This is a genomic window from Pseudomonadota bacterium (assembly GCA_039024915.1).
GTDB lineage: Bacteria > Pseudomonadota > Alphaproteobacteria > Rhizobiales > MH13 > MH13.
The window spans coordinates 32446-58579 of the sequence record JBCCPK010000005.1; the positions used below are offsets into that span (position 1 = coordinate 32446).

25 protein-coding genes are annotated in these 26134 nt (G+C 58.5%); 11 read left to right on the forward strand and 14 right to left on the reverse strand.

The genetic code is table 11. The features are described from left to right. Positions 1-24 precede the first annotated feature (24 nt). The 6 genes from AAF739_10740 to AAF739_10765 all read right to left on the reverse strand — a co-directional run bounded on the left by AAF739_10740 (position 25) and on the right by AAF739_10765 (position 5945). Positions 25-1386: an amidohydrolase family protein gene (locus AAF739_10740; protein ID MEM6383140.1), complete on the reverse strand. Its 1362-nt coding sequence runs from the start codon at positions 1384-1386 to the stop codon at positions 25-27. 6 nt (positions 1387-1392) lie between these two features. Continuing rightward, positions 1393-2175, reverse strand: a complete 783-nt coding sequence (locus AAF739_10745) for an amino acid ABC transporter ATP-binding protein (protein MEM6383141.1) — start codon at positions 2173-2175, stop codon at positions 1393-1395. Continuing rightward, the gene (locus tag AAF739_10750; GenBank protein MEM6383142.1) at positions 2169-2822 is read right to left on the reverse strand and encodes an amino acid ABC transporter permease; all 654 of its coding nucleotides are present in this window, start codon (positions 2820-2822) and stop codon (positions 2169-2171) included. Before AAF739_10750 ends, AAF739_10745 begins: the two co-directional genes overlap by 7 nt. A 27-nt stretch (positions 2823-2849) precedes the next feature. Continuing rightward, on the reverse strand, positions 2850-3707 hold the full coding sequence (locus AAF739_10755) for a transporter substrate-binding domain-containing protein (GenBank protein ID MEM6383143.1): 858 nt from the start codon (positions 3705-3707) through the stop codon (positions 2850-2852). A gap of 157 nt (positions 3708-3864) precedes the next feature. Then, positions 3865-4596 (reverse strand): aspartate/glutamate racemase family protein, encoded by a 732-nt coding sequence (locus AAF739_10760; GenBank protein MEM6383144.1) that lies wholly within the window; start codon positions 4594-4596, stop codon positions 3865-3867. Then, entirely contained in the window at positions 4593-5945 is a 1353-nt protein-coding gene (locus tag AAF739_10765; GenBank protein ID MEM6383145.1) for an amidase, read from the reverse strand. Before AAF739_10765 ends, AAF739_10760 begins: the two co-directional genes overlap by 4 nt. A gap of 311 nt (positions 5946-6256) precedes the next feature. Here AAF739_10765 and AAF739_10770 point away from each other — a divergent pair, with 311 nt between their 5' ends. Further along, positions 6257-6979, forward strand: a complete 723-nt coding sequence (locus AAF739_10770) for a GntR family transcriptional regulator (protein ID MEM6383146.1) — start codon at positions 6257-6259, stop codon at positions 6977-6979. A 12-nt stretch (positions 6980-6991) separates the two neighbouring features. Here the strand turns inward: AAF739_10770 and AAF739_10775 are convergent, their stop codons facing one another. After that, on the reverse strand, positions 6992-7720 hold the full coding sequence (locus tag AAF739_10775) for an aspartate/glutamate racemase family protein (GenBank protein MEM6383147.1): 729 nt from the start codon (positions 7718-7720) through the stop codon (positions 6992-6994). A 300-nt stretch (positions 7721-8020) separates the two neighbouring features. Here AAF739_10775 and AAF739_10780 point away from each other — a divergent pair, with 300 nt between their 5' ends. The 6 genes from AAF739_10780 to AAF739_10805 are packed head-to-tail and all read left to right on the forward strand — an operon-like array spanning position 8021 to position 14057. Beyond that, positions 8021-9058, forward strand: a complete 1038-nt coding sequence (locus AAF739_10780; GenBank protein MEM6383148.1) for a TRAP transporter substrate-binding protein — start codon at positions 8021-8023, stop codon at positions 9056-9058. Between the two features lie 7 nt (positions 9059-9065). Beyond that, entirely contained in the window at positions 9066-9656 is a 591-nt protein-coding gene (locus AAF739_10785) for a TRAP transporter small permease (protein ID MEM6383149.1), read from the forward strand. Beyond that, a complete protein-coding gene (locus AAF739_10790; protein ID MEM6383150.1) occupies positions 9643-10926 on the forward strand; it encodes a TRAP transporter large permease in 1284 nt (427 codons plus the stop codon). The genes AAF739_10785 and AAF739_10790 overlap by 14 nt, the downstream gene beginning before the upstream one ends. Continuing rightward, positions 10923-11672: an aspartate/glutamate racemase family protein gene (locus tag AAF739_10795; protein MEM6383151.1), complete on the forward strand. Its 750-nt coding sequence runs from the start codon at positions 10923-10925 to the stop codon at positions 11670-11672. Before AAF739_10790 ends, AAF739_10795 begins: the two co-directional genes overlap by 4 nt. Further along, positions 11669-13174, forward strand: coding sequence for an amidohydrolase family protein (locus AAF739_10800; protein ID MEM6383152.1), 1506 nt, complete (start codon positions 11669-11671; stop codon positions 13172-13174). The genes AAF739_10795 and AAF739_10800 overlap by 4 nt, the downstream gene beginning before the upstream one ends. 4 nt (positions 13175-13178) lie before the next feature. Then, entirely contained in the window at positions 13179-14057 is an 879-nt protein-coding gene (locus AAF739_10805) for a polysaccharide deacetylase family protein (protein ID MEM6383153.1), read from the forward strand. 364 nt (positions 14058-14421) lie between these two features. On the opposite strand, the gene AAF739_10810 is transcribed toward AAF739_10805, so the two are convergent. The 4 genes from AAF739_10810 to AAF739_10825 are packed head-to-tail and all read right to left on the reverse strand — an operon-like array spanning position 14422 to position 18508. Next, on the reverse strand, positions 14422-16005 hold the full coding sequence (locus AAF739_10810) for an ABC transporter permease subunit (GenBank protein ID MEM6383154.1): 1584 nt from the start codon (positions 16003-16005) through the stop codon (positions 14422-14424). Beyond that, positions 15995-16765, reverse strand: coding sequence for an ABC transporter ATP-binding protein (locus AAF739_10815; protein MEM6383155.1), 771 nt, complete (start codon positions 16763-16765; stop codon positions 15995-15997). Before AAF739_10815 ends, AAF739_10810 begins: the two co-directional genes overlap by 11 nt. Further along, positions 16765-17736: an ABC transporter substrate-binding protein gene (locus AAF739_10820; GenBank protein MEM6383156.1), complete on the reverse strand. Its 972-nt coding sequence runs from the start codon at positions 17734-17736 to the stop codon at positions 16765-16767. Before AAF739_10820 ends, AAF739_10815 begins: the two co-directional genes overlap by 1 nt. A gap of 34 nt (positions 17737-17770) precedes the next feature. Beyond that, the gene (locus AAF739_10825) at positions 17771-18508 is read right to left on the reverse strand and encodes a 5-formyltetrahydrofolate cyclo-ligase (GenBank protein MEM6383157.1); all 738 of its coding nucleotides are present in this window, start codon (positions 18506-18508) and stop codon (positions 17771-17773) included. A gap of 87 nt (positions 18509-18595) precedes the next feature. Between AAF739_10825 and AAF739_10830 the strand changes: the two genes are divergently transcribed. Further along, positions 18596-19444 (forward strand): MurR/RpiR family transcriptional regulator, encoded by an 849-nt coding sequence (locus tag AAF739_10830; GenBank protein ID MEM6383158.1) that lies wholly within the window; start codon positions 18596-18598, stop codon positions 19442-19444. Between the two features lie 36 nt (positions 19445-19480). Here the strand turns inward: AAF739_10830 and AAF739_10835 are convergent, their stop codons facing one another. From AAF739_10835 to AAF739_10845, 3 genes are read right to left on the reverse strand one after another with little or no spacing between them, the layout of a single operon-like run. Then, positions 19481-20962, reverse strand: a complete 1482-nt coding sequence (locus tag AAF739_10835; GenBank protein MEM6383159.1) for an alpha/beta fold hydrolase — start codon at positions 20960-20962, stop codon at positions 19481-19483. Between the two features lie 47 nt (positions 20963-21009). Continuing rightward, on the reverse strand, positions 21010-21405 hold the full coding sequence (locus AAF739_10840; GenBank protein ID MEM6383160.1) for a thioredoxin family protein: 396 nt from the start codon (positions 21403-21405) through the stop codon (positions 21010-21012). A 29-nt stretch (positions 21406-21434) separates the two neighbouring features. Next, on the reverse strand, positions 21435-22148 hold the full coding sequence (locus tag AAF739_10845) for a cytochrome c biogenesis protein CcdA (GenBank protein ID MEM6383161.1): 714 nt from the start codon (positions 22146-22148) through the stop codon (positions 21435-21437). A gap of 220 nt (positions 22149-22368) precedes the next feature. Between AAF739_10845 and ilvA the strand changes: the two genes are divergently transcribed. From ilvA to AAF739_10860, 3 genes are all read left to right on the forward strand, one after another. Then, entirely contained in the window at positions 22369-23625 is a 1257-nt protein-coding gene (gene ilvA, locus AAF739_10850) for a threonine ammonia-lyase IlvA (protein MEM6383162.1), read from the forward strand. 145 nt (positions 23626-23770) lie between these two features. Next, positions 23771-24898 (forward strand): ABC transporter ATP-binding protein, encoded by a 1128-nt coding sequence (locus AAF739_10855; GenBank protein MEM6383163.1) that lies wholly within the window; start codon positions 23771-23773, stop codon positions 24896-24898. A 105-nt stretch (positions 24899-25003) separates the two neighbouring features. Beyond that, a complete protein-coding gene (locus AAF739_10860; protein ID MEM6383164.1) occupies positions 25004-26131 on the forward strand; it encodes an extracellular solute-binding protein in 1128 nt (375 codons plus the stop codon). The last annotated feature ends 3 nt before the right edge of the window (positions 26132-26134 follow it).

Here is a 26134-nt window from a genome sequence, read left to right on the forward strand (position 1 = left end):
CTCTTGCCACCAACCGGCGCTGCCCTATGACGCTCTGCGCGCCCTGGACCACAGAGCCTCGGCCGCAGCTTGCGCCTGCGTCATGATTTCGGCGGCATTCACCCTTGTCGGGGCGCCATCTCGGACGATCTGTTCGCCGTCGACAAACACGTGACGAACATCGCGACCTTGGCCGACATGGACCAAGTTGCCCAAGGGATCGATAAGCGGCGTGAAGTGCGGGCGGTTGGCATCCATGAGAACAATATCGGCCTTCTTGCCGACTTCCAGCGATCCGATCTCAGCGCTCATACCCATGGCCCTCGCCCCATGGATGCTGGCCATCTCCAACATGTCTTCTGGCTGCCAGTGTTGTGTAATCTTACCCTCTTGCAGCCGTCCGACGGCCAGAGCCCAGCGCATAAGCTCCACCATGTCTGCGTGCATGTTGTCGGTCGACAGGCACAGATTGGCCCCCGCAGCCCGCAGCTTCAGGGTCGGTGCAATCGTTCCGCCGGTGGCGTTCCCCTTGGGAATATGCGCAACATGGACCCCTCCAGCCCCTGTGCGAGCGATGTCGGTCTCGGTCATGAAAATGCAATGAGCCGCGATAAGCCGGTCATTGAGCAATCCAAGATCGTCAAGCAGCTCGGCGGGCGTCTTACCATCGCGCTGACGAATACGATCAACCTCGATCTGGCTTTGCGCCAAGTGCGTGGTCACGATGAGATCAGTATCGTCGCGCGCTTGGCGGATACGCTTCAGAAAGCCCGTTGAACAAGTATCAGGTGCATGGGCAGCAAGCTGGACGCCCAGGCGCCCATCCATTGCACCATGATACCTTTGCACCAATGCCAGTGCCTCACTCAGAGTGCGGTCACCGATCGCTGGATCGTAAGTCCATCGTCCCGCAGACACGCCGGAAAAGTCCACATCATGGATGCGGCCGCACGCGGTGACGCGCAATCCGATCTCCGCCATGGCTGGCAACGTCAAATCGGCATGGACGTAGGTGTCGTTGATCAGTGTTGAGCCAAACAGTGCGGCCTCCAGTGCCCCCAGCCGAGCAAGGGCAACCGCTTCCTCTTCGGTGATCATATGCCCTTGCGGGACACCCGGCGTGTACGCCGGAGCAAACCCCATATCCTCGGCGACCCCACGCACCATTGTCAGGATTGTATGGGTGTGAACATTGATGAGGCCGGGGGTGGCGATCATGTCATCAGCGTCGATAAGCTGGTGCGCCGCCGGTGGGGGGCCGCGCTTCGAGCCCACGTAAGCGAGCCGCTTGTCCTTGGCGATGATCCGCCCATCTCTGATGACCTGGCGGTCCGGATTTGCCGTCAGGATGATCGCGTTTTCGATCACCAGATCGGCGACGTCGTCATCGGGAAAAATCTCGGCCATGGGCAACTAAGACCTCAGGATATGCCGCAGGAACTTCTGCGTCGCCGGGACTTGAGGCGCGGTGAAGATCTGGTCGGGCGGACCATCTTCGGCGATGACACCATCGGCCATGAACACCACCCGATCCGCCACCTCGCGGGCGAAACCCATTTCGTGCGTAACCGCGATCATGGTCATCCCGCCCTCAGCCAACGCTTTCATAACGTCGAGAACCTCCTGGACAAGTTCCGGGTCGAGCGCTGAGGTTGGCTCGTCAAACAGCATAATGCGGGGCTCCATGGCCAGTGCTCTGGCGATCGCCACGCGCTGCTGCTGGCCACCGGACAGTTGGGAAGGGCGTTTGTCCATATGGTCGCCCAACTGCACCCGTCCGAGTTCCTGCTCGGCCAGCGTATCAGCTTCTGATCGCTTCAAGCCCCGCACTTTCTCTGGCCCGATCGCCACATTCTGCCGGGCTGTGAGGTGTGGAAACAGATTGAAACGCTGGAACACAAATCCAAACTGACGGCGCTGCTCAGACATGCGCGCTTCGGAGGCCGACCGCCAACCACCTTGGTCGGCTGCAAAAGACCCACCGACGGTTTCGCCATCAAGCCAGACCGTTCCCTTTGTCGGGTCCTCAAGTCGATTGAGGCAGCGCAAAAAGGTGGTCTTCCCAGACCCAGACGCCCCGATGATCACCACTGCCTGCCCGGCATCGACATCCATATCCACACCCTTCAGAACGGGCGTTTCGCCGAAGTTCTTCTCGATGCCCTCGGCGCGCAAACGGGGAAAGGCGGTCACCATTGCGGCAACCTTTGCTCAAGCTTTTTGGAAAGGACCGATAGGACCTTGAGCAGCAGGTAATAATAAAGGGCCAGCAACATGTAGATTTCAAACGGAACGAAATGCAGCGAGATGATCGCTTGACCGGCACGGGTCAATTCATAGACCGAAATGACCGACAGCAGCGACGAGTTCTTGACGAGGCTTATCAACTCGTTGGTTAGCGGTGGAATCATCTGCCGGTAGGCTTGGGGTAGGAGAATATGGATAAGGATCTGGCGATTGCGCATGCCAATAGACCTGGCAGCCTCGCTTTGGCCTTTCTCGATCGCTCCCACGCCGCCGCGCACGACTTCGGAGACGAAGGCACCGGCGTTGAGCGACAAGGCGACCACGCCAGCCCAAAACTCGTCGAACCGGATTCCAATGACCGGCAGCGCGAAGAAAACCAGAAAAATCTGGATGAGCAGGGGCGTGCCACGAATGAAGTCAACATAGGCGGCAACCAACCACTTAAGTGGCTTCGATCGGGACAGGGACGCCAGACCTAACGCTATACCAAGCGCCAGACCAAAAATGGCCGAGAGGACCGAGACCTGAATGGTCACGATGGCCCCCTCGGCCAGGAGTGGCATCGCCATCGCGATGATGTCCCAGTCGATGGTCACTGTGCAATGCCGGAAAGTGAGACGCGGTTAGCCGAAAGACGGGATCTCGTCAGCCAAATTCATGCGGAAGCCAAACCACTTTTCCTGCAACGCATAAATCTCGTCATTATCCTTCAGCCGCGTCAGTTCCTCGTCGAGGAAAGCGACGATCTCCGGATCCTCTTTCCGCGCCGCTATGCCAGCCCAATTGGGACTGCCCACCGGTCTCACGAGAGCGTATGCGCCCGGTCTATCCTTCATGACCTGCCCCAGTGTCGGCAGTGTATTGAGAACACCATCGACGCTTCCCTGAGAGAGCGCCAGATAGGCTGCGGGGTGGTCATCATAGATTTTCACCTCGGAGAAACCTGAACCCGTCGCGGCGGCGATTTCTTCACTCAGCCCCTCCTGCATGGACTCGCCGGGCGACCCAAGCTTCACGCCTAGCACCATACCCGATAGATCATTCATCGACGTGATCGTCTCGGCGTCTTCAGCGCGTATCAGTAGGGCCTGGGATGCTTCGGCGTAAGGAATGGAAAAGGCGACGCGCTCCAACCGCTCTTTACGGTAGCTCATCGACGACATGATCACATCAAAGCGCCCGGCATAGAGCGCGGGGATGACGCCCGACCACTGCGTGTCGACGAACTCCGGTTCAACGCCAAGCGTTTCACACATAACCGCAGCGAGATCGACGTCATATCCAACGATTTCACCAGCGTCACGGAAGGTGAACGGCGGATAGGTCGCTTCACAGCCAATACGAAGAACGCCTTCGGATTTGATATCGGCAAGCGTTTTGGTCTCCGCAAAGGCAGGGCGCAAACCCGGGAAAGCAAGTACACCACCTGTCGCTGCAGCTGTGGCAAGGAAATGGCGTCGTGTAAGGCGTATCTTTTTCATGACTGGCTCCCTTTTGGCTTGGTTGTTGCGCTAGGGGTAAGCAATGCTCATGCCAGAATTGAGCCGTTGTTTTTATTGATAAATTCAAGACTGCATGCAAAATTGCCTGATGCTTGGGCATACCTGCTTCTCGCGCTATCACCCTGGCATGTCTGGACTATCTGCCGATTGCATCGGCCAGCGCTGACGGCAGACCCTCGCTGGTTTTCGAAGGCAGTTTTGGCCCTGCAAGCGATCGCCCCCCGAGCCGTACGAGCATTTCAGCGGAGCCCACCGCCGCTGAAATCGGGTCGATCGCGGGGCGGACAATCTGCCCCGCTATCTTGGGCGCCAAGCCTGCCAAGGGGGCGCCTGCGAGAATGATACTGTCTGCGCCCGTTGAAGCGGCTGCTTCGTTGGCGACGTCAACCAGGGCGCCAGATATCTCGTCCTGGACGGTTTTGAGCGAGCCAAACGCAACGTCGGGGATATGAATCCCTGCGAAACGCTCTCCCAGTCCGTGAGCGGCAACACACTCTTCGTACCACCGCTGCAGATTGCGCGAGAAGGTCACCAGTGCGAACCGATCGCCCACCATGCACGCGGTCAACATGGCTGCTTCTGAAACACCAATAACGGGAAGGTCGAACAGGTCTCTTGCGGCCGTTAAACCGGGATCACCAAACGCCGCTATGATGACGGCATCAACATCGCTTTGCTGTTCAGCGATGATGGTCAGCACCTCAGCGCCTGCAAGCTGCGCTTCAGGGCGACTTGAGATATACGGCACGCCCGTTTTTGCGGTTACCCCGACAAGCTCAGTACCGTCGGCTGCAAACGTCTGTCCAACCGCCGTCATGCGATCTGTCATGTGCGTTGAGGTGTTTGGGTTCAAGACAAGGATTTTCATGAAGGCTCCAACCCACTCCAAAGACCTGTAGCCTCAAAAACGCTTTCGGCTTCCTGGGCAGCCCGAAGAACGCGCAGATCATCGCCGAAGCGGCCCACGATTTGAAGACCGACCGGCAAGCCACCCCGCCCCCGACCACAGGGAACCGAGATCGCTGGGTTGCGCGCGTGATTGAAGAACGGTGTGAAAACCGCATGCCCGCGCGCCGCGACGGCCTGTCCGCCAATCCTGTCTGGCCCAAGCAAATGGTGTGGCCATGCCACGCAAGGTGTTGTTGGACCAATCAGAAGGTCGGTTGTGGCAAAGAACTCCGAAACGGTCTGGCGTATCTGTCGAGCCGCTTCGAGCGCATCCGCCGTCTCTTTCGCAGAGGCGCTCAAACCGCCCTCAATCTGCTGTGCAAGATCCGGGTCGATCAGATCGGGATGTTCGAGGTAGGCCGCGCCGTGCAGCGCAGCCAGACCCGCGTGCTGAAGTGGCAACAGTTTGTCCTCACTGGCGTCGTCAGGCCATTTTGGATCACGTTCAGCGATCGGCCATCCATTTTGCACGAGGGCATTGATGGCCATTTGAACCGCGGTCTCAACATCATCATCTACCGGCGCATCGAGACCAAAGCGCGAGCTGAACGCAATCACCCCCAGCTCTGACGGCTCCTGCGCCAAAGTGATAGCCGACGCAGGGTCGGACGGGTGAAAACCGCGCATGACATCGAACAGGACCCTTGTGTCAGCAACCGTGCGTGCCATAGGTGCGATCACCGAGATATCCCAGGTCGGCTCTGGGAATCCGGGACCATAAGGTATCGCACCGAGCGACCCTTTGAGACCTACCAATCCGCAATGGCTTGCGGGCCTGCGACCTGACCCGCCAGCGTCCGTCCCCAGCGCAAGCGCAACCATGCCTGCTGCAAGGCCGGCCGCGCTCCCACCCGAGGAACCTCCGGGCGTAAGGCTGAGGTCCATGGGGTGTTTCGTCGGACCGTAAAGAGGCGTTTTCGTCAGCCCCTTACAAGCGAACTCCGAGCACGCTGTGATACCCACTACCACTGCGCCCGCCTTGCGCGCCCGTGCCACCGACACGGCATCGCGGGGAGCGATATGATCGGCAAACAACCGCGACCCCTGCGTCGCGCGCCAGCCTTCGACCCAGATATTATCCTTCACCCCAAGAGGTGCACCAGCCAGCGGCAAGACTTCGCCATCTGCGAGCCGCGCGGCGACGGCTCGGGCGTCGGCCAGGCTGCGTTCTCGGTCGACCTGCACAAACGCGTTCAGCCGTTCGTTCTGGGCGTCAATCTTGTCGAGAGCGTTGGTAACGCTTTCTACCGGGTCGGCGGTGCCGGGCATATGCCGTGATGCTGTGGCGATAGCAGCCCCAGTCATATACCCGCGTGCCCGTTGCCGAAGTGGGATTGAGCTGTGCAGTGCGTTGGCATGTTATCGAACCACTGGAAGCATGCTTGTCTCAACCGAGCATCTATCTGTTTTCCCGCAGAAGCTAGGCCGCCCCATGCAAATCCTTGTCGCATTAGGCGCCGTCGTTGCGCAAATAAGCGGCTGTGAAACAGCATGCGCCTGCTGGGGGTGACGTTGAGATTGCAGGCAGCTAGTAGCGTGGAAAAGTGATCTTCATGTCGAGCCGAACCTAGAGAGCCCAAATGTCAGCACCAGCGCCCCCAGTAGCGGTTCGATCCCGTGACACCACCTATCCGCTCTCGAGGCGACAGGCGGCAGCCAACCAGCTCCTCGAGATCATGCGCGCCCGCATCATTCGTGGCGAGCTACCGCCCGGAAGCCGCATAATCGAACGTGCCCTGTGCGAGGAAATGAACATCTCGCGGACGCCTCTACGGGAGGCGCTCAAGCTCCTGGAGCTCGATGGACTTGTCGACCTGACGCAAAATCGCGGCGCACGTGTTTCAACGTTCACAGCCGAAGAGGCGCTTAATCTGTTTGAGGTCCTCGCTGGTCTGGAAGGACTGGCCGCCGAACTCGCCGTCACCCGGATCGACGAAGCTTCGCTAGAGACGCTGGAAAGACTACACGATCAGATGCAGCGGTGCTTCGACACAGGCGACAAGGATGGCTATTTCGACCTCAACAGCACCATTCATTCGAGGATTATCGAGGCCTCAGGAAACCCGGTTCTGGCCCACACACAGCGCGCTCTGATGCTGCGTGCAAAACGCGGTCGCTACATGGCAATCGTTGATCCGGACCGTTGGGAACAAGCGCTCGGCGAGCACGATGCATTAATGAACGCCTTTCGACAGGGCGACGCGCAAACGGCGGGACGAATATGGCGAACGCATCTGATGCATACCGGGGAAACGGTGGCTCGGGTTCTGCAGAATGAAGGGCCAAACGAAGCGTATGCCTGACGATATGCCCAGTTAGAAAGCAGCAAACACGCTACCCCACCCGCTCACCCGTCTGGGGTCCATGCCAACCGCGCGCATTGTTGCAGCAGCGGTAATCGATACCGAGTCAATGACCGGCACACCCAGCTCAGCCTCCAGTTCGGCAGCAACTGCCGCGCCCCGAAAGTTGGTGCAAACGATGGCGATTGCGTCGGGCTTGCACTCCGCAACGTCACGGATCATCGCTCTCACCAGGTCTATGCCGTGCTCGGCAAAGCTGAAGTTACCCCTGTCTTCCAAACGCCGATCGGCAACGACTTCGATTCCTCGGTGCGCGCAACTCTCGATGATACGGTCCTGAACTTCACTGAGGTAAGGTGTGACCAGCCCCAAACGGCTCACCTGCTGTCGCTTGTAGTAGGCTTCGAATGCCAACATGGTTGAAGTCGCGGCAATCCCCGTTCTCTCTTCAATTGCACGACAAAGCATTTGGTCTTTGTCGAGCCCAAGCCACGCGGCGGATGTCCCATTCCACGCGATGCAACCCACCTTGGCTTCGGCCAGTCGTTCCGCCGCCTCCAAAATCGGCGCGAGTGTAAACTGCGATTGCGAGGCGTCTGACATCGAGATCTCGACCACACGAAACCGTGCAAAATGCACGCTTGCGTCACCGCTAAGTTCAGCAAACATGGCAGCAGTGTAGGGCTCCAGCACGGTGTTCGACGACGGCGTCAGCATACCGACGCGGGGCGCAATCGTCATCGGCACACCCTGATGACAACTGCGTTCCCTGCGCCGCAGCCGGTCGTACCATCACACCTCATTTGCCACCCTTGCGTTGATATCGAACGCCACCCTTCGCGCCTCCGCCAAGACAAGAACAGGGAAGCCGAACGCGCTCACTTCGGACAACCTATCGGGACCATCTGTGTCTTCAACACACCAAGCGCCTGTTTTTTGTGCACGCCTAACCTTTGATCTTTTTCGGGCGCCGTGCACTGTTTCAAACGAAAGAAAGTCGCGCTGGGATCCCTCAAGGGAAAATCAACAGAGGTATACGTCATGAAAACCGCTCTGCTTACCGCTATGGCCGTTGGAGGCGCTTTAGTTCTCTCAACTCAGGCTTACGCGCAGTCTGTCCGCCTGATCTCACAAAACCAAGATCAAAGGGCGCAGCACCCCCCCGAAATGGAAGCGGTTGCGTCTCTTGAAAGCGCAGGGTTCGAGGTCAACCGGAGCGAATTCCAGGCACTGAATATCAATCTCGCAGATGGGCTGCGGCTCCTAAGCTCAGGCGCATTCGAAATGGCAACGATCCAGGTGGGCAGCGTCGCGCGAGACGATCCGTTCTTGGAGGGCATCGATCTCATCGGCGTGTCTACCAATATGACGGATCTCAAGGCCGCCGTCGAAGCCTATCGTGAGCCATTTAACGATCGGCTTGCCGAGAAATTTAATGTCAGGGCTGCTGCAATCTGGCCGTTTGGACCTCAAGTCTTCCTGTGTGGGGCCGAGATCGCATCACTCGATGACATTGATGGTTTGAAGGTTCGGTCCTTTACAGCGTCCATGTCGACGCTGCTGGAGAACTTGGGCGCAACGCCGGTGACGCTCTCTTTCCCAGAAGTTTATCCCGCACTCCAACGCGGTGTTGCGTCCTGCGGCGTGACCTCCCCAACGTCCTCCAACACCGGAAAGTGGCCGGAGGTGACAACACATTTGTATCCGCTATCGGTTTCGGGATCGATCCAGTCGCACATGGTCAATCTTGACTGGTACAACGGCCTGACGGACGAACAGCGCGAAGCTTTCGACGCCGTTATGGCCGATATGGAGGCTGCTCTGTGGGATGTCGCAATCAACACCAACGGCACGGCTCAATCCTGCTCGACCGGTGGCGAGTGCCCTGAAGGGGGTATCTATACATCTTACGGCATGACCCTGGTCCCGGTGTCAGACGAAGACAAGGCAAGGGTTGCCGAGATCTCGGTCACCAACATTCTGCCTGAATGGGCCGCCACATGCGAAAACTCCTTTCCTGGATGCACCGCCATCTGGAACGAGACGGTGGGCGCAGCGCGCGGACTGACAATCGAGTAATCCGCAGGTGACTGCGACAAGGCTCCTTGCGGCCTTCGAGAAAATTGCCGCCGCGCTTGCATTGCTTGCAGGCGCGGCGATCGCGGTGCTCGCGTTCCTGATTGCGATCGACATTGTGGGACGCGACGTCTTCGGAGTTTCGATCCAAGGTACGGACGAGATCGGCGGCTATGTGCTTGCTTTCGTCGGTTCTCTCGGGATGGCGTTAACACTGCTTCGCCGGGGTCACCCGCGTATCGACCTGTTCTTCCGTTTTTTCCCTGCATTCTTGGCCGACCTGCTCCACGTCTTGGCGCAGGTGTCGATGGCAGCTTTTGCCATCTTCATGGCGTGGCACGCATGGGGTGAACTCGGTGACACGCTGCGCTTTGGGGCGATCACAAACACGCCGTTGCAAACTCCACTGTGGGTTCCACAGGCCGTCTGGTTCGCCGGCATGGCTTTTTTTGCGCTGACCGCATGCCTCACAGCAACCCATGGTCTGCTGCTGTTTGCAACCGAACGAAGCGCGATTGGATCCCATTATGGATCGCCGACGGTTGATGAGGATGTGAGCAACTATCAAGGCGCAAGAGGCGTTGGCGATGCTCGGGATTGAAGGGGCCGCCTTGGGCTTTGGCCTGCTACTGTTCTTGCTTTTCATAGGACTTCACATCGCAACCGCCCTTTTCCTCGTCGCAGTCCTCGGCGCGATGGTTTTCTTTGGCGACACCATGATCCGTCCGTTCGGGACGATGATGTGGGGCACGCTCAACAATTTTCTGCTTGTCGCAATCCCGCTCTTCGTCTTCATGGGCGAGATCCTGGTGCGTGGCGGCGTCACGGAGCGTATGTACCGCGCGCTTTCAGATTGGACGAAACCGCTGCCTGGCGGCCTCTTGCACACGAACATTGCCGCTTCGACCGTCTTTGCCTCGATTTCAGGCTCATCTGTTGCAACGGCGGCGACCATCGGGACCGTCGCCTTCCCAACCTTTCGGCGTCAAAGCTATGCTGAGAGTTGGGTGGCCGGCAGCGTCGCATCGGGCGCCACGCTTGGTATTCTAATCCCGCCCTCGATTAATCTGATCATTTATGGCGCGCTCACCAACACATCGATTGGCGCGCTGTTCACTGCGGGTATCCTGCCCGGCGTGCTCTTGGCTGCATCCTTCATGCTCGTCATCGTGATTGCATGCTTGATCAATCCGAGCATCGCCGGTCGACCCGAACGCCTTGCACCGTGGGCCGAGCGCCGAAAACGACTGGTCGATTTGGTGCCACCAATGCTGATCTTCATCCTGATCATGGGGTCAATCTATCTTGGATTTGCAACGCCAACCGAGGCCGCTGGCGTCGGTGTCATCGCCGCGTTCGCACTAACGGCCTTCTATCGCACGCTCAACTGGCCAATGCTCCGTGAAGCGATGCTGTCCGCTGTGACAACGACAGGTATGACGCTTCTGATCCTCATTGCTGCTTTCTATCTGAACTTCATTCTCGGTGTGCTGGGTGTGCCAGCACAGGTATCAGCGTTTGTCGCCTCTTTTGATCTGGCCCCACTCCTGATGGTCTTCATCCTTGTCATATTGTACATGGTGCTGGGATGTTTCCTCGACGCGCTGGCCATGATGATCGCGACCATTCCGATCGTCCTGCCGATCGTCAATCTGCTCGGCTATGATAATATCTGGTTCGGCATCTTTTTGGTTCTGATGTGTGAGCTCGCGCTGATAACCCCACCGGTTGGGATGAACCTCTACGTCACCCAGAGTGTGCGCGGTCGGGGCAATGTGGGAACGGTCATCGCCGGCGTGTTTCCTTTTTTGCTTTGTATCCTGTTCATCGTCAGCCTGATCGCAGTCTTTCCCGGAATTCTCATCGTATGACGGCCGGACGTCGTATTCTGATCGTCAACCCAAACACGTCACCCGAGGTTACAAACACCTTCGCGGAAGCCGCACGCTTTTTGGCCCCGGCGGACGTTGCGTTCGACAGCGTAACTGGCAATTTCGGTGCACGCATTGTCATGACCGAGGCCGAAAACGTCGTGGCTGGTCATTCTGCTCTCGATCTCGTTGCAAGGCATTTCGATGACCATGATGCGATCATCTTGGCCATATCTTTCGACACAGCCCTGTCGGCACTAAGCGCCCTGGTTCCGGTGCCCGTCATCGGGATCACCGAAGCAGCGCTGCGGGTCGCAGCGAAGGGTGGTCGCAAGGTAGGCGTGGTGCTTTTTGGGCACGTGAGCCAACCGCTTTATGAAAAAGTGGTCCGCAGCCACGGGTACCAGCCAGTGGCTTTTGAAGCGGTCACGATCGCATCAACGCAAGACTATCTGACACCCCATGCGAACGACGAAACGATCATAGCTGCCTGCAGGCACCTTCAAGGGGCGGGCGCCGACGCGATCGTGATCTGTGGAGCAGCGATTGTCGGCACCGCCAGCAGGCTACAAAGCGCCGTCACTATCCCGTTATACGATGGAACGGAGGCGGTTGACCGAGCACTCAGCGAAGTCGAGAACGATGCAAAGCAAGAATTGCGCGCCCCGCCTTCGCCCGGCGGAGAAACGGTTGGCCTGTCAGCGGAACTGGCTGCGTTCCTGCGCGGCGATAGGCACGAGCGATGACCGGCCCAGTCCTTTTTCAGAACGTTCGGCTGCTGCAAGCCGATGCGGACCGAGGGATCTCCAACAGTACTGATGTCTTGACGGCCAACGGAACGATTGCGGCCATCGGTTCCACGTTACAACCCCCAGAACAGGCTCGCGTCATAAACGGCGGTGGCAACTTGCTGATGCCGGGCCTCGTGAACGCGCACTTTCATTCATCGGTCACCCATATGAGGGGCCGCTTGCCGTGCCTGCCGCTTGAAATTTTCATGCTTTATGAGAGCCCGGCGCTCGACGTTCTCACACCCACACCGCGCGAAGCCTACTTGCGGACCATGCTCGGTTGTCTGGAGATGCTACGCACGGGGACGACCAGTGTGGGGGACGACTGTTTCTTCGTGCCAGCACCCACGCCGGAAATCATCGATGCGGTCTGCCAAGCTTACGCTGACAGCGGCATGCGCGCGACTGTGGCGATTGATGAACCTGAGCTGTCCGAAGTGGAGAAATTGCCGTTTCTTGGTGATCTGATCCCGCACGATCTTCGCAAGCACCTAGCGCGACGACCCGCATTTGACGGCGCCAAGCTTCTGGGATTGTACCAACATCTGATCAGCAAATGGCACGACACGCATGACGGTCGCATTCGAGCCGCTGTTTCGTGTTCGGCACCTCAGCGCGTTACACCGCAGTACTTTGCAGAACTGGACGACTTATCGAAGAAGCACGATTTAGCCTTCTTTGCCCATATGCTTGAAACCAAACTACAGCGGGTTCTGGGCGACGAGAAATTCGGCGGTCGTTCGCTCGTTCGATATACGCATGATCTCGGGCTTTTGAGCGAACGCATGCTGATCATTCACGCGATATGGGTCGACGATGCAGATCTTGACCTCATCGCCGCAAGCGGAGCGCCTGTGGCGCATAACCCGATCAGCAATGTGCGCTTGGGCAGCGGCGTCATGCCCTTTTGTGCAATCCGTGATCGAGGAATCCCGATTTGTCTGGGGGTCGATGAGGCGATAGCGGACGATGCTATCAATATGTGGTCGGTGATGAAAACGGCCGGGATGATCCACACATTATCAAGTCACGACTACACCCAATGGCCCGCAGCTCAAGAGATCTTGACCTGTGGCACGCAAACAGGGGGTGCGGCGCTGAGAATTCCTCGGCTTGGAACCCTCTGCTTGGGTGCACCGGCCGACCTTATCTTGGTCGATTTGTCGACGCTCGCCTTCCTTCCCCTTAACGATACGGTACGCCAACTTGTTCACGTGGAGCTGGGCCAGTCAGTTCGCCTGACGATGGTGGCGGGCCGGGTCGTTTTTGAAAGCGGAGAGGTGATTTCCGTCGACGAGCAGGTGCTCATGGACGAGGCGCGAGACTTGTTCGGCACAAAACACGCAGCCCTGGAGGCTGCCGAGCAAGAAATCGCATCTCGCCTGCCGTTTTACGAACAGATGTACCGCCGTGCAGCAACGCGAGATGTCGGTTTGCGGCGCAGGCTGGACAGCTGATCCAATGGCGCACCCTTGGACGTACTCGGCCCTTCCAAAACGCCCCGCCTCTCGCTGGCCAAATGGAGCACGCGTAGCTGTCTGGGTCGCTGTAGGCGTTGAGTCGTATCGTCCCAACGATGGAAGAACCGAAGATATCGTACCTGCAGGGCCCGCGCCCGATCTCGTTAACACAGCGTGGCGCGACTATGGCAACCGGGTTGGCGCCTTTCGCCTGTTTGATCGACTTTCGGTGCTGGGGATCAAGCCGACACTTCTGCTCAACACCGATCTCTATGATGAGGCACCGGAGGTTTTGGCCGCAGCTCGAACGGCAGGCGCCGATATTGTCGCGCACGGGCTTTCTAATTCGGACGCTCTGCCGGACATGTCGGCCGAACAGGAACGGCGTTACATCACCTCGTGCCGCAAACGGATCCTGGCAGAGGAGGGCGCACCACCAAAAGGTTGGTCGAGCCCGTGGTTGCAGCATAAGCCAACAACCCTGACACACCTACGAGAGGCAGGCTTCACGACGGTGCTCGATTTTCGGCTCGACGATCAGCCCGTTTGGCTCGCAACGGAATCCGGCCCAATTCTGTCAGTACCCTATGCTGCGGAACTCAATGACAGCACCACCATGATCGGGCGATCAACCGGTGCCGTAGACTTCGCGCACATGATCATCGATGAGTTTGAGGAGTTGTCTAGCGCGCGTTTTGATCAGGCCGTCGTGATGAGCATCGTGCTTCACAGCTTCATTTCCGGCCAGCCTTTTCGGCTCAAGGCGATTACAAAGGCGCTCGAGCATATCAAAGAAGCAGGCGCCGAGGTTTGGTTCACGACACCTGCCAACATCTACGAAGCGGTGGCCGAAGACCCGCATCTTGCCGCAGGACCTTGAAGAGGCGATGGCTCTGCGCTTTTGAACGCTTCATCAAAGGCTCGCGATCGTGTGTGGCGGGCACCGAGACTTTGCGCAGCGGAACACGCTGAGACACGTTCGTATCGACAACTCCCTATGAGTGGTTGGAGCGAAGACTTTGACGAATGAGCACCTCGATAAAGCATCACTGGTGAACCGTCCCCCCCCTCGCTTGGAGTTCAGCAGCGATTATGGTTGCGCGCCTTGATCGTGGCGAGCCTTCGACCCTTTTTTAGATTGCTGCCGGTAGCGGCTCACAACGATAACCCCTAATCACTGAGATGAAGCATTTGCGTCTGCGACTTAGGCGAACCTGCGGCGCGTCCACCTACGAGCGTAACATCTACTCTGCCGTATGCATGCCCATCCGCCGGAGGGTGCTGCGCTCAACAACAACGACAGCATAGTGGAACGCTACTGAGAGGATCACGGACGTTGCGGCCACGGTCCAGATCATCCCGTAATCGAGGAAGCCGCGCGACTGATTGAGCAAATTGCCCAGGCCGCGGCCCGTGGCAAGCCATTCGGCGATCATGACGCCAAGCAGCGCGCGCGGAACCGTCAGACGGGTTGCGGCAAACAGATAGGGCAAAGAGGCTGGTAGCGTGACCAGGCGCATCTCTTGCCAGCGCGACGCACCATAGGCTTGCGGCACGTCCTGAACGCTTTTCGGCACCAATGCCAAGCCTTGAGCCAAGGTGACAAACGCCGGAAAGAAGGTGACTGAAATCGTCACCCAGAGGGTCAGATTTGTGCCACGACCGAGGATGAGAACGAGCAACGGTGTCAAAGCGACGAGGGGCATAGTCTGCGTAACGAGTGCAATGGGCATGGACGCGCGGATTACGCCCGGAACAAGACGGGATGAGATGGCCAACACAAACGCAAAGCTGAGGCCCGCCGCCATTCCGACAAGCGTGATCGGCAGAGTTTCCGCCAGAGCTGCAAGAAGACGCTCTTGAGCATTGGGCGCCGAGGAAGCGAAGAACAGATAGTCCACCACGCCGAGCGGCGTCTTCGAGATCAGCGCCGGCACGCCGGTGATCGCGATGAATGCCCACCAGACCAGGAAGGGTAGCGCGAAGGCTCCGACGATGATCGCGGCCTCGCGAGCCGATCTCTTGTCCCTCACAGTGGCGGGCGGCAAGGCTGTGTTGAGCGTAACGGCTCGCGTCGCGCCTACAAGGCGGCTCGCCAGGAGGGCGAAGATCAAGTAGCTCACCCCGGCGATGAGGGTCGCAACCAGTCCAATGCCCCACAACCGATCTGGCTCCCCACGGCCGAGCGATCCAAGCAAGTAATTGCCCAAACCCCAGCGCCCACCGCCGCCAAACTCAGCCAGAATGGCGCCCAGGACCGCGTTGGGCGCAGCGATGCGGAAGGCCGACAGGATGGCGGGAAGTGCGGCGCGTAACTGCACGAGGCGCAAAACTGACCATCGTCCGCCACCATAGGCCCGAACGACATCAGTTGCCCGGCTGTCGGCTTGGGAGAGGCCGATGACGGTCGCGGTCATGGTGACGAAATAAACGCCCAGGGCCGCGAGCGCGATCCGTGGCGCCATTCCATCCAAGGTAAGCACCAAGATCGGTGCGATAGCGATCGGGGGTAGCGCAAAGACTGCGATGTTCACTCCGCGAAAGAGGCGCAGAAGAGTTGGCGACAGGTAAAACGCTACTCCTGCGGCAATGCCAACAAGGTTACCAAGCAGAAATCCGAAACCGGAGCCATAAAGTGTCGCGCCAATATGGCGAGGATAGTCGCCTCGGTCCTCCCAAAGGCGGGCCAGAATTTCGGTAAAGCCTGGCAATGCCCCGGACGCGATCAGGTCGAGCCGCCCGACAATCTCCCAGATCAGCAGGATGAGAAATGTCGCTCGGACACTGCGCCACACGCCTCCACCCCTACTGGCGGCGTCATCCGCCATGCAGCACCTGGGCGATCCGATCGTTCAGAGCGTGAAAGTCAGGCGAGGAAAACAGGTCTGGCGTGCGTGGGCGTGGGAACGGGATGTCGATGGTACCGACGATCCGTCCTGGATTGGCGTGCATCACGACAACGCGGTCAGCCAGAAAGACAGCTTCGTCGATACCGTGGGTGACCAGCAGCGCGGTCGAGTTGGTTTCCTTCCATATGCGCTGCAGCTCGACGTTCATCTGCCGGCGCAGAATCTGATCGAGCGCGCCAAAGGGTTCATCCATGAACAGGACGCGAGGGTGGGTCACAAGCGCACGGGCGATGGCGACCCGCTGGCGCATGCCGCCTGACAGCTCGCCCGGTAGCGAATTCTCGTAACCCTTCAGACCCACAAGGTCGATCAGAGACAGGATATGATCTGCGTTCTCAGCTGGCCTTCGGCGAAGCACCTCAAGCGGCATTTCCACGTTCTTGCGCACCGTCCGCCATGGCAGCAGAGCAGCATCCTGAAAGGCGGTGCCGGTCGACCCCGCCCGCGCGGCTTCGGCCGGTGGCCGGCCATCCACTTGTACGGCGCCGGTGTCGGCGGGCTCCAATCCTAGACCAATCCGTAGGGCAGTGGATTTCCCGCAACCGGACGGCCCCACCAAGGCCGTGAACGAACCGGCAGGGCAAGACAGGTTGAAGTCACGTAACGCTTCGACCGTCTTGCCCCGTCCCGTGAAGGTCTTGTTGATCCCGGTCAGGGAGATCCCGTCCGGGTTTGTCATCAGATCTCTTCAAGCAACGTCGTATCGAACATATCACGGGTTCCGTCTATCCCCACCTCAGCAAGCGCGGTGAGGTTAGCCTCGATCCCCTCTTCGGTCATGGCAAAGAAACCTCCTTCGGTTTCCATCAAGGGGCGTTGCGCATTGTTGAAGAAGATCTCGTTGGCGATCGTGCGCCCTGTTCCATCGAACCAAGTGTCTGCGAATCTTGGCGGCCAGCCATCCGGATCGGTATAGTTTTCTTCCCAGCCGCGTCGACTTGCGCGCAACCAGCCGATCAGTTGGGCCCGCTTTTCAGCCAGCACCTCTTCGGTCACGACCACCGTGTCATTGTAGATGGTGAAGCCGAAATCGTAGAGCAGAAAGGACGTAGCTTCGACGCCCTGCTGTTCGATTGTGTAGGGAACGTTGGTCGTGAAATCGAGCGAGGCATCGATTTCGCCCTGAATCAGCGGTGTTGGATCATAGGCATACGGCACGATGTTCACCGCGTCGCGATCGATCCCGTTAAGCGCCAGCATTGCTTCCACTGAGATGACATTGACCGGCGGTACGGCGAGCGTCTTGCCGACAAGATCTGCTGGTTCTGCGATCGGATTGGAGGCAAGCGAGACGATCCCGATCGGATTTTTCTGGTACTGCGCGCCAATAATCTTGAACGGTGCGCCCTGATCGACGATCGCCTTGATGGTGGTGTCCGGTGTTGTCAGCGCAAGGTCAGCACGCCCCGCAATGATGGTGCTTTCCGGGATCACGTCCGGGCCGCCGGGCAGATATTCGAGGTCTATGCCTTCCTCTGCGTAGTAGCCGTTCAGCATGCCGATATAGTAACCGATAAACTCCGCATCATTGATCCACGCCGCCTGCATGGTCATTGGCGTATTTGCGAAGCCGCGTATCGGAAAAGCGCTGGAGGCAGCGCCCGCAGCGGCGGCTCCCAGAAAATGGCGACGGTTGATGCGTAAGGTCATGGCACAGTCTCCTTGAGTTTGGGGTGTGGGCAGCTCATGCGAGGCCCTGGATACGTTGCAGTTCCTGCAGCGGTGGGGTTTCGTCGATCTGCTTTTGTTCAAGCAGATCCCATTTGACGCCACTTGGCCGTTTGGCTCGACGGGCCACGGTGTGCATCTGTCCAGGTGTCGCGATTTGATCGACGAGAATGTCGGTTTCAGAGGGCTGAAGCTGGTCTTCGACGAGTTGTACGTCATGGACAACCGCGATGACCGGCGTGTCTTCATCGACGAGGCCAAGGTCGGTGAACATGCCCCATTCGAGGTCGAAAAAGCCGTGGCCTTTGCCGAAGCGAACGCCATTGACCGACACGGCTGAAGCGCCGGTCACGAGCAGATCGAAGCGCCCCCGGCGCGCGATCTCTGCAAGCGTTATAGGCTTGCCAAAATGCTCCATGCCATCCAGCCACGCGGCGTATTGCGCCGCGCCCTTCGGAACCATCTCGGGCTCCATCAGGACGAAGCCGCGATAGATGCCGTAAGTCGACATCACAAACGGCTTGCCCGCCTCAATCATCTGCCGACGCAGATCAGACAGGCAGTTGTCTGGCGTGATGAAAGCGAAGTTTGACGCTTGATACGCGTCGTCATCGACAACCCGCCGGGTCGCCATATCCGAACCTTCAAAGTCCGGAATAACCTCCGCGAAATTCAGGTGAAACCGAGTGTCAGGTCTGGCGACATCATGGAGCTTCGTCCATATTCGCTCGCGCATCATCTTTGATGTTGACATGCTGGACACCGATCTCGTTTCAGTGTTTCAGATCATTGGAACTAGTGTTTCATTCGTCAAGCTGAAACTTTAGGCACCGTTTTTCTGATGGCATCCCGGCTGATCCTGCGCATTCACGAGAAGCAACCCAGACTGACCGGTTCGGAGCAGAAGCTGGCGCATGTTCTGTTGGAAAATCAGGGGATTGTGGAAACCCACACAGCAACGGAGCTGGCCAACCTGGCGGGGGTTTCGAAAGCCACAACCGCTCGCTTCTTCCGTAATCTGGGCTATGCAGATTTCGAGGAAGTGCGGCTGCAAGCTCGGGAAGAACGCAACCGCACCGAGCCATATGCGCGAACATCCATCCTCTCGGAACCGACGGTTCTCGGCCGATCAATCGGCGACCATATGGACCTGGAACTGCGCAATCTGACACGCACCTTCGAAGAGCTGCGCTCGGACCGCCTTCCGGAAATCGCGGCGCTGATCACCGCTGCCCCGAACCTCTGGTTTCTAGGCTTCGGTGCCGAAGAGGGTGTGGCCCGCGTGGGCCGGGCTCTGTTCTCCCAACTGCGACACGGTGTGCACCACATGGCAGGTGCTGGCCAGGATTGGCAAAGCGACCTGGCAATGGCAGGCCCACGCGATGTCCTGGTGCTGGTGACACTCGAACCACGACCCAAGGTGCTGCGCTCGATTGTCTCTTTCGCCCGCACGTCGCGCATCAAGATCATTACGCTGACAGACCACGCCTATCAGCCGCAAGCGTCACGTTTTTCGGACCTCGTTCTACCGTGCCACGTTTCAAGCTACGGACTGGTCCCAACCCACGCGACGCTCGTGTCGATGATCCGTCTTCTGGCTGTTGGCTTTGCGGGCGAAAACCCGGAACTTGTCAAACGCCGTGCTGAGACGCTCGAAACGATATCTGAGGAGCTGGATCTGCTGGAATAGACGCGGTCTGCGGACAAGCAACACCCGCCGCTTAGGTTATGCAAACAGCGGAAAAGTCACACCAAGCGACCAAGCCAACAACAATCCCATCCCTAAGCCCGGGGCAAGCGGCCCGATCCGCTCCGCAATCCATCGTCCGCCAAAACCGAAAACCAGGTAGAATAAAATGATGATGGGTATGATCAGAATGAGGAAAAACAGCCGTTCGAAGTCGAGCGCGACCGCAATACCCAGCGACGCCAAGAAGGCCAGTCGCATCGCCACACGCTGCCACAGTCTCGGCAGGACTGATGCCATCACATTATCGGCGAGCATGTACAACACCGAACCGAGCGCAAGGGCTGTAATGATTGGCGCGCGTGCGGCAGTCGGTGTGAAGTTCGCAAAATAGCGATCGAGTGCCATCCCGAACACAGCAATGCCATAGGCGGCTGCGGCAAAGCCTACGGCCACGCAAAGCCCATCGATGCGGGGCCATGCACCGCGCAGGATAAGCAACTGAAGTGCACCGTAGATGGCCATGTGAACGGCGAGGTAATCGGCCACCAGAACTGGAAGAAACCCTTGCGGGAAAAACAGCGCAAGGGCTGGTGCGACGAGTGGCGGAACTAATAGAGCGGCCAGCACGCGCTTGCCGCCAACCATTGCATCCAGGCGCGAGCGCTGGGGGATGAGCCGCGATAGCGGCCATGCGAGCACCACCGTTCCAGACAGGACCAGACCGACCCAGGCGAGGCGCGCAGGCACCGGTGCGGTCGCATCTCGCCCGTAGGTCATGTTCAGCCAGTCGATCGACCGCTCGATGCCGGGCTTGCTGAATAAAACTCCGACATGTTCCACATTCGGGGCAACGAAAGCCTCGCGGACAACGCCGCCCTGACCGCCTGTGACGAAGGCGTTCTCAGTTGCCGACACATCGACCATCTGGGCTGCCTCCAACGCAAACGCTCGAAGCTGCGGCTCCCATTCACCCGTTACCATCAAGAAGTTGGAAGGCTGCTCAGCCGTTACTGCTTCGGAAAACGGCGAGATAGCAATGACGGCATCAATCGCAGGCTCCGACTGCGCAGCACGGATGATAATATCGGACGCCATAGAATGGCCCAGCAGGCTGACCTGGCCGTTTGCTTCAGCGAGCGCGGAGGCGGCATCTACGACGCGGAGTGTTTCCTCGATGAGCAGGCGGGTCGTACCATCAACTGATGTGACATCGCCCGACATCGGCATGGGGTTCTGCCCGTGCCCTTCAAAATCAAACGAGGCGACGACGTAACCGGCTTGGGCGAGGGCAAGAGCGTAAGCCTCCATAAGCGGCCGCGACCCCGCAAAACCGTGGGCAACCACAATTACAGGCGCAGGATCTGAGCCCGCCATGGCGTAATAGGTGACCGGAGTACCATCAACGACAGCTTCCGTTATCGCCAGACCGCTGCGCTGCGCTTCAAGCTGCCACACGCCAAGCGCGATAGCGACAAGCGCGGATGCAGCGACAACAAGCGCTTTTGAGGATTGCGTCATTGCTTAGATGAGCACATCCATGGCCAGCGACCACAGACCTCCCGCGCTCAAAGCCCAGCGTCCATCAGCGCCTTGATCTGGGCCTCGCCAGTACCCGCGACCAGGCGACCCAGCTCCGCATCACCCCGCAATAGAACAAGGGTGGACCGCCGCGGGATATTGCGGGAGGTCGTGACCTCGTGCCGCCTGTAAGTATCCCAATCGACCTTGATGAACGTCATCGCACGATCGTAGGCGGGGTTTTGTTCCCGCAGCGCGTTGATAACCCGCTCCTGCCGCGCGCACGTCGGACACCAACTCGCCGAGTAATCCACAAAGACCGTTTGACCCGCCGCGAGAGCGGCATCGATCGCGCCGGGCGTGTAGCTCGTGAAGCTGGCATTTGCAGTGGTTGGCAACAGCGCAAGAGCCGCAGCACCAAAGAGGAACAGACGTCTATTCATGAACATGGACCTTTGATCGGTTTGTTTGGTTAGAACCTCACGGAGAGATCTTGAAGCCATATGGGCATGACATTCAGGAGCAAACCTTCGAGGACATGGTGAAGGCGAAAGAAGAGCATCAAACCAATGATGATGAACGTGATACCGATGATCGGTTTTGAACGCTCGGCGAGCCCTGCGAACAATTGTGACCGCTTTCGTAAGCCTTCCTGCGCGCCAATCCCCAGGCCGATAACGAAAGTTGAAACGCCGGCGGCGAAAACCATCATAATCAATGTCACGTAGAGCAGATTTTGGCCTTGGGAGGCGAGGGCAATGGCCCCGCCCAAGGTTGGGCCAATACACGGCGACCAGACGACGCCAAGCAAAAGCCCTCCAACGAACTGTCCGCGCATCGATCCGGTGTCCACCGCATTCATGCGAGCGCCAGCGGTCGACGCCAATCCAGCGGTTGCCAACTCAAATCGCTGCGCAAACGATGGCACGACCAGGACAGTGCCAAACACGATCATCAGAGCCGTACCTATCTGCGCCAGCATTTCCTGCGTCAGCCCGACGCTCGTGCCAAAAGCCGTGACCAAAACCCCGAATACAACGAACGAGGCGCTTAGGCCCGCAGCTAGCGCCACCGGACCGAGACGGTTGGCGTTCAATGCCGTTACCAAAACGATTGGCAGGATAGGAAGAACGCACGGATTTATTAGAGTAAGCAGGCCGGCAATGTAGGCGAAAAAGAAGTCCATATCCGGTGCCTTGAAGCGACGTTGTTGAGCTGATCCTTGCCGGCATATAGTGCACGGAACGCGGCAACACATAGGCGATAGCGCATGGTGGATGCTGCCTTAAGCTTAAGAGACAATCCGCGCAATTGGGTGTCTCAATCGCTTATGATAACGCGTACAAACTGGGCTTTGTCACCACGGTGAAATACGCCCGAAACAAAGCGGTCCTGGGGGCAGTTCGTTGACAAGTTTCGCGTCGGACGTGGCGGCGACACATGCGTTGCTGCAAAGCGTCGTTGAACCGACCCCTTTGCAGCGCAACCAATATTTATCGGACCTTCACAACGCCGATGTTTGGCTGAAGCGCGAAGACCTTTCACCGGTCAGGAGTTACAAGGTGCGCGGTGCGTACTCATTCCTGACCAAAGCGCTTGCGGACAAACCGCATCAAGACTTGTTCGTCTGCTCTTCAGCAGGCAACCACGCTCAGGGTTTTGCCTACGCCTGCCGCGCCTACCATAAGACCGGCATCGTCTTCATGCCTGTGACCACGCCGCAGCAAAAGATTATGAAGACACGGGCGTTCGGAGCGCCCTTCGTCGACATCAGGCTGTTCGGCGACGGCTTCGATGCGGCCAACCAGCAAGCGCTGGAGCACTGCCGCCAAAACGATGGGATGATGGTGCCACCCTTCGATCATCCCGTGATCATCGAAGGGCAAGCAACGGTCGCCAAGGAAATTCTTGAACAACTCCCTGGCGGCACGCACCCCGACAGTATCATTTTGGCCGTCGGAGGCGGTGGCCTGTCCGCGGGCGTGACCCGCTACTGCGCCGACATGGGCTACCGGGGCTCGTTCGTCTTTGTGGAGCCTGACGGAGCACCAAGCCTGCATACCAGCCTTGCCCAGTCGCAGCGCGTCACATTGGACGCAATCGACAACTTTGTGGACGGTGCCGCCGTGGCGCGTATCGGCGAGAACAATTTCGCGCATCTAGAACACTTTACGTCAGACGATGTTGTGCTGGCGCCAACGGACGGGGTCTGCGCCACAATGATCGAGATGCTCAATGTCGAGGGCATTGTGTTGGAGCCCGCAGGTGCTCTGACAATCGACGCGTTGAAGCGGCTCCCCAAGAACCAGATTGCCGGTAAGACCATTGTTTGCATTGCATCAGGCGGCAACTTCGATTTCGAGCGGCTACCCGAGGTTAAGGAGCGCGCGCTGCGCTTTGAAGGCCTTAAGAAGTATTTCGTAATCGGCCTTCCCCAGCGCCCCGGCGCACTGAAGGACTTCTTGTCCTTGTTCGGCCCGGACGACGACATTGCACGCTTCGAATACCTCAAAAAGTCTGCACGAAACTTCGGATCGGTACTTCTGGGCATCGAAACCAAAGCGCCGCAGAACTTTGTCGATTTGTGCACACGCTTCGATCAAGCAGATATCCGCTGGCAAGACATCACCAATGACGAGTTGGTTTCAAGCCTGATCGTCTGACACCAACGGACCGTCGGTGTTCTTATGGATGGCGCTGCCACGCCTGATCTTTGGCACGAAACCTGCAGAGCTTGGCCTTTAGTTGCACATCTGTCCGTTCGGAGCATTAGCGGACGCACCTTGTGACGCGTCAAAAAGGTATGCCATGGCCGACCTCCAGCTGCACAGCATCAGCAAGTCTTACGGCGAAACGAGAGTTCTGCATGAGCTCGATCTGACCATTTCGTCCGGCGAGCTTGTTGCCCTTCTGGGACCCTCTGGTTGCGGTAAAACCACGACCTTGCGGATCGTAGCAGGCTTCATCGAGCCTGAGACTGGTTCGATTATGTTGAAGGGGAAAGATCTTTCCCGTGTTGCAGCCCACAAACGCAACGTTGGAGTTGTGTTCCAGGCTTACGCGCTCTTCCCGCATATGACCGCTGCAGAAAACGTCGCTTTCGGCTTGATGATGCGGCGTGTTGGGCGAGCAGAGCGCGAACGCCGCACGCGGGCTGCGTTGGACCTCGTCTCGCTGTCGCAGTTCGGACATCGCTACCCAGCACAATTGTCCGGTGGGCAGCAGCAACGCGTTGCCCTGGCACGCGCATTGGTGACCGAGCCCGATGTTCTCCTGCTCGATGAACCGCTATCCAACCTCGATGCGGCTTTGCGAAGCGAAATGCGCGACGAGATTTCGCGCGTCCGCGAGCGAATTCATGTCACCACCCTGTTCGTTACCCATGATCAGTCGGAAGCGCTTGCCATGAGCGACTCTGTGGTGGTGATGAACCACGGTCAGATCGTGGAACAAGCGAAACCCGAGACATTGTCTGAGCATCCAACACGGGTGTTTACCGCAGATTTTCTAGGTGGTCGCTCCGTGCTTGCCGGCAGACGTTCGGGAGCGTCCACCTTCGATGTTGGGCTTGGACAGGATCTGCCCATTTTGCCGGCACATAAAAAACATGCTGAAAGCGGCGACCTGACCCATGCGGTCCTGCGTGCCGCTCGGCTCAAGGTCAGACCGAAAAACTCAGATGCTCCCGTCGGAGACATTAACGGCATCAAACTTCCAGCCGAGGTCACGCGATCAACCTTCCTGGGTGATCAACGTCAGATCACGGTGCAGGTGGGCGATGCAACGCTTTCGGTCCTTCAGGCGTCCGATGAGCCGGCACCCGAAGTCGGCTCGATGGCAGACCTGACCGGGCCGGCCTCCGCGATCAGCTACCTGTCGGATCCGCGTCACGCGCCAGCGACAACGCAAGCAGGAGGTTCCGAGCCAGCATCGTGACGTTGCAGCGCAAGCAAGGCTGGTACCGTCCACCGCATGCGCGGCGCATCTACCGACAAACCACAGAGAGTTTCTTACCCCCCAAAAAACAAACGGAGGCTTTCCATGACCAAGACCACACATTCCGGCAAAACAAGCCGCAGCAAAACCCAAACCAACGGGACTGCGCGCAGATTGGACCGTCGACAGTTCACAAAACTATCCGTCGGCGCTGGCCTTGTCGGAGCCTCGGCCCTTGCAACGCCCTATCACTTTGTTCGGCCCGCCAGAGCGGAAATCAACGCCGGCGACAAACTTGTGGTTGGCATCTGGGGCGGCGCGCAGGAACGGATAACCCGCCAGTACTGCGCCGAACCGCTGATGGAACAATACGGCGTCGAGATCGAATATGTGCTCGGTGGGACCGTCGAGCGCCGCGCCCGCGCTTATCAGGAACGCGGCCGCCCGAGCTTTGATGTTATCTACCTCAACGTCTTTGAGTCGCGTCAAGCCGTCCGGGACGGCGTTACCCAAGCGGCGCGACCTGATTTTCCTGGCTTCGACAACCTCTACGACCTGGCCAAACTTGGCGGCTATGGCGTTGCGTTCAACGCCATCACCGTTTGCTACGATCAGACCATGGTCGATAGCCCGATGACCAGTTGGATGGACCTTTGGCGGGAAGATGTTGCGGGCAAGCTTGCCTGGCCGAGCTACCCCGGCGCGCAGGGGACAGCGGCGCTCCTTATGGCGGCGAAAGTCCACGGCGGCGATGAATTCGACATCGATCCCGGCTTTGAAGCCATCGCATCACTGAAGCCATTTGCGGCGTTCCAGTCGAGCCAGTCGCAGCTTTACGGCATGTTTGACGCCGACCAGGCCGCCGCTTCGGTTGAGTTTGGCTCGTTCACCCAGAAATATGCGGACGATGTCAACAACGATATCATTGTGACCAAGCCAACCGAGGGTATGCCGGTTGCGGTCAATGTCGCGTGCATCACCGAAGGCACACAGAACCAGGCACTGGCTGAGGCTTGGGTCGAGCTGCACCTATCCGAAGACTGCCAGCGCGCCTATGCGGAAGAGATTTACTATGGCCCGACCATCCGCTCGCTTGAACTACCGCCGGAGATCGCCGCCAAGTGCGTTTATGGCGAGGAGGATGTGGCAAGTCTGATCGACTTTGATTGGGACCATGTCATCGCGCAGCAGGCCACATGGTCATCGCGGTTCAACCGCGAAATCGCCGGCTGACGG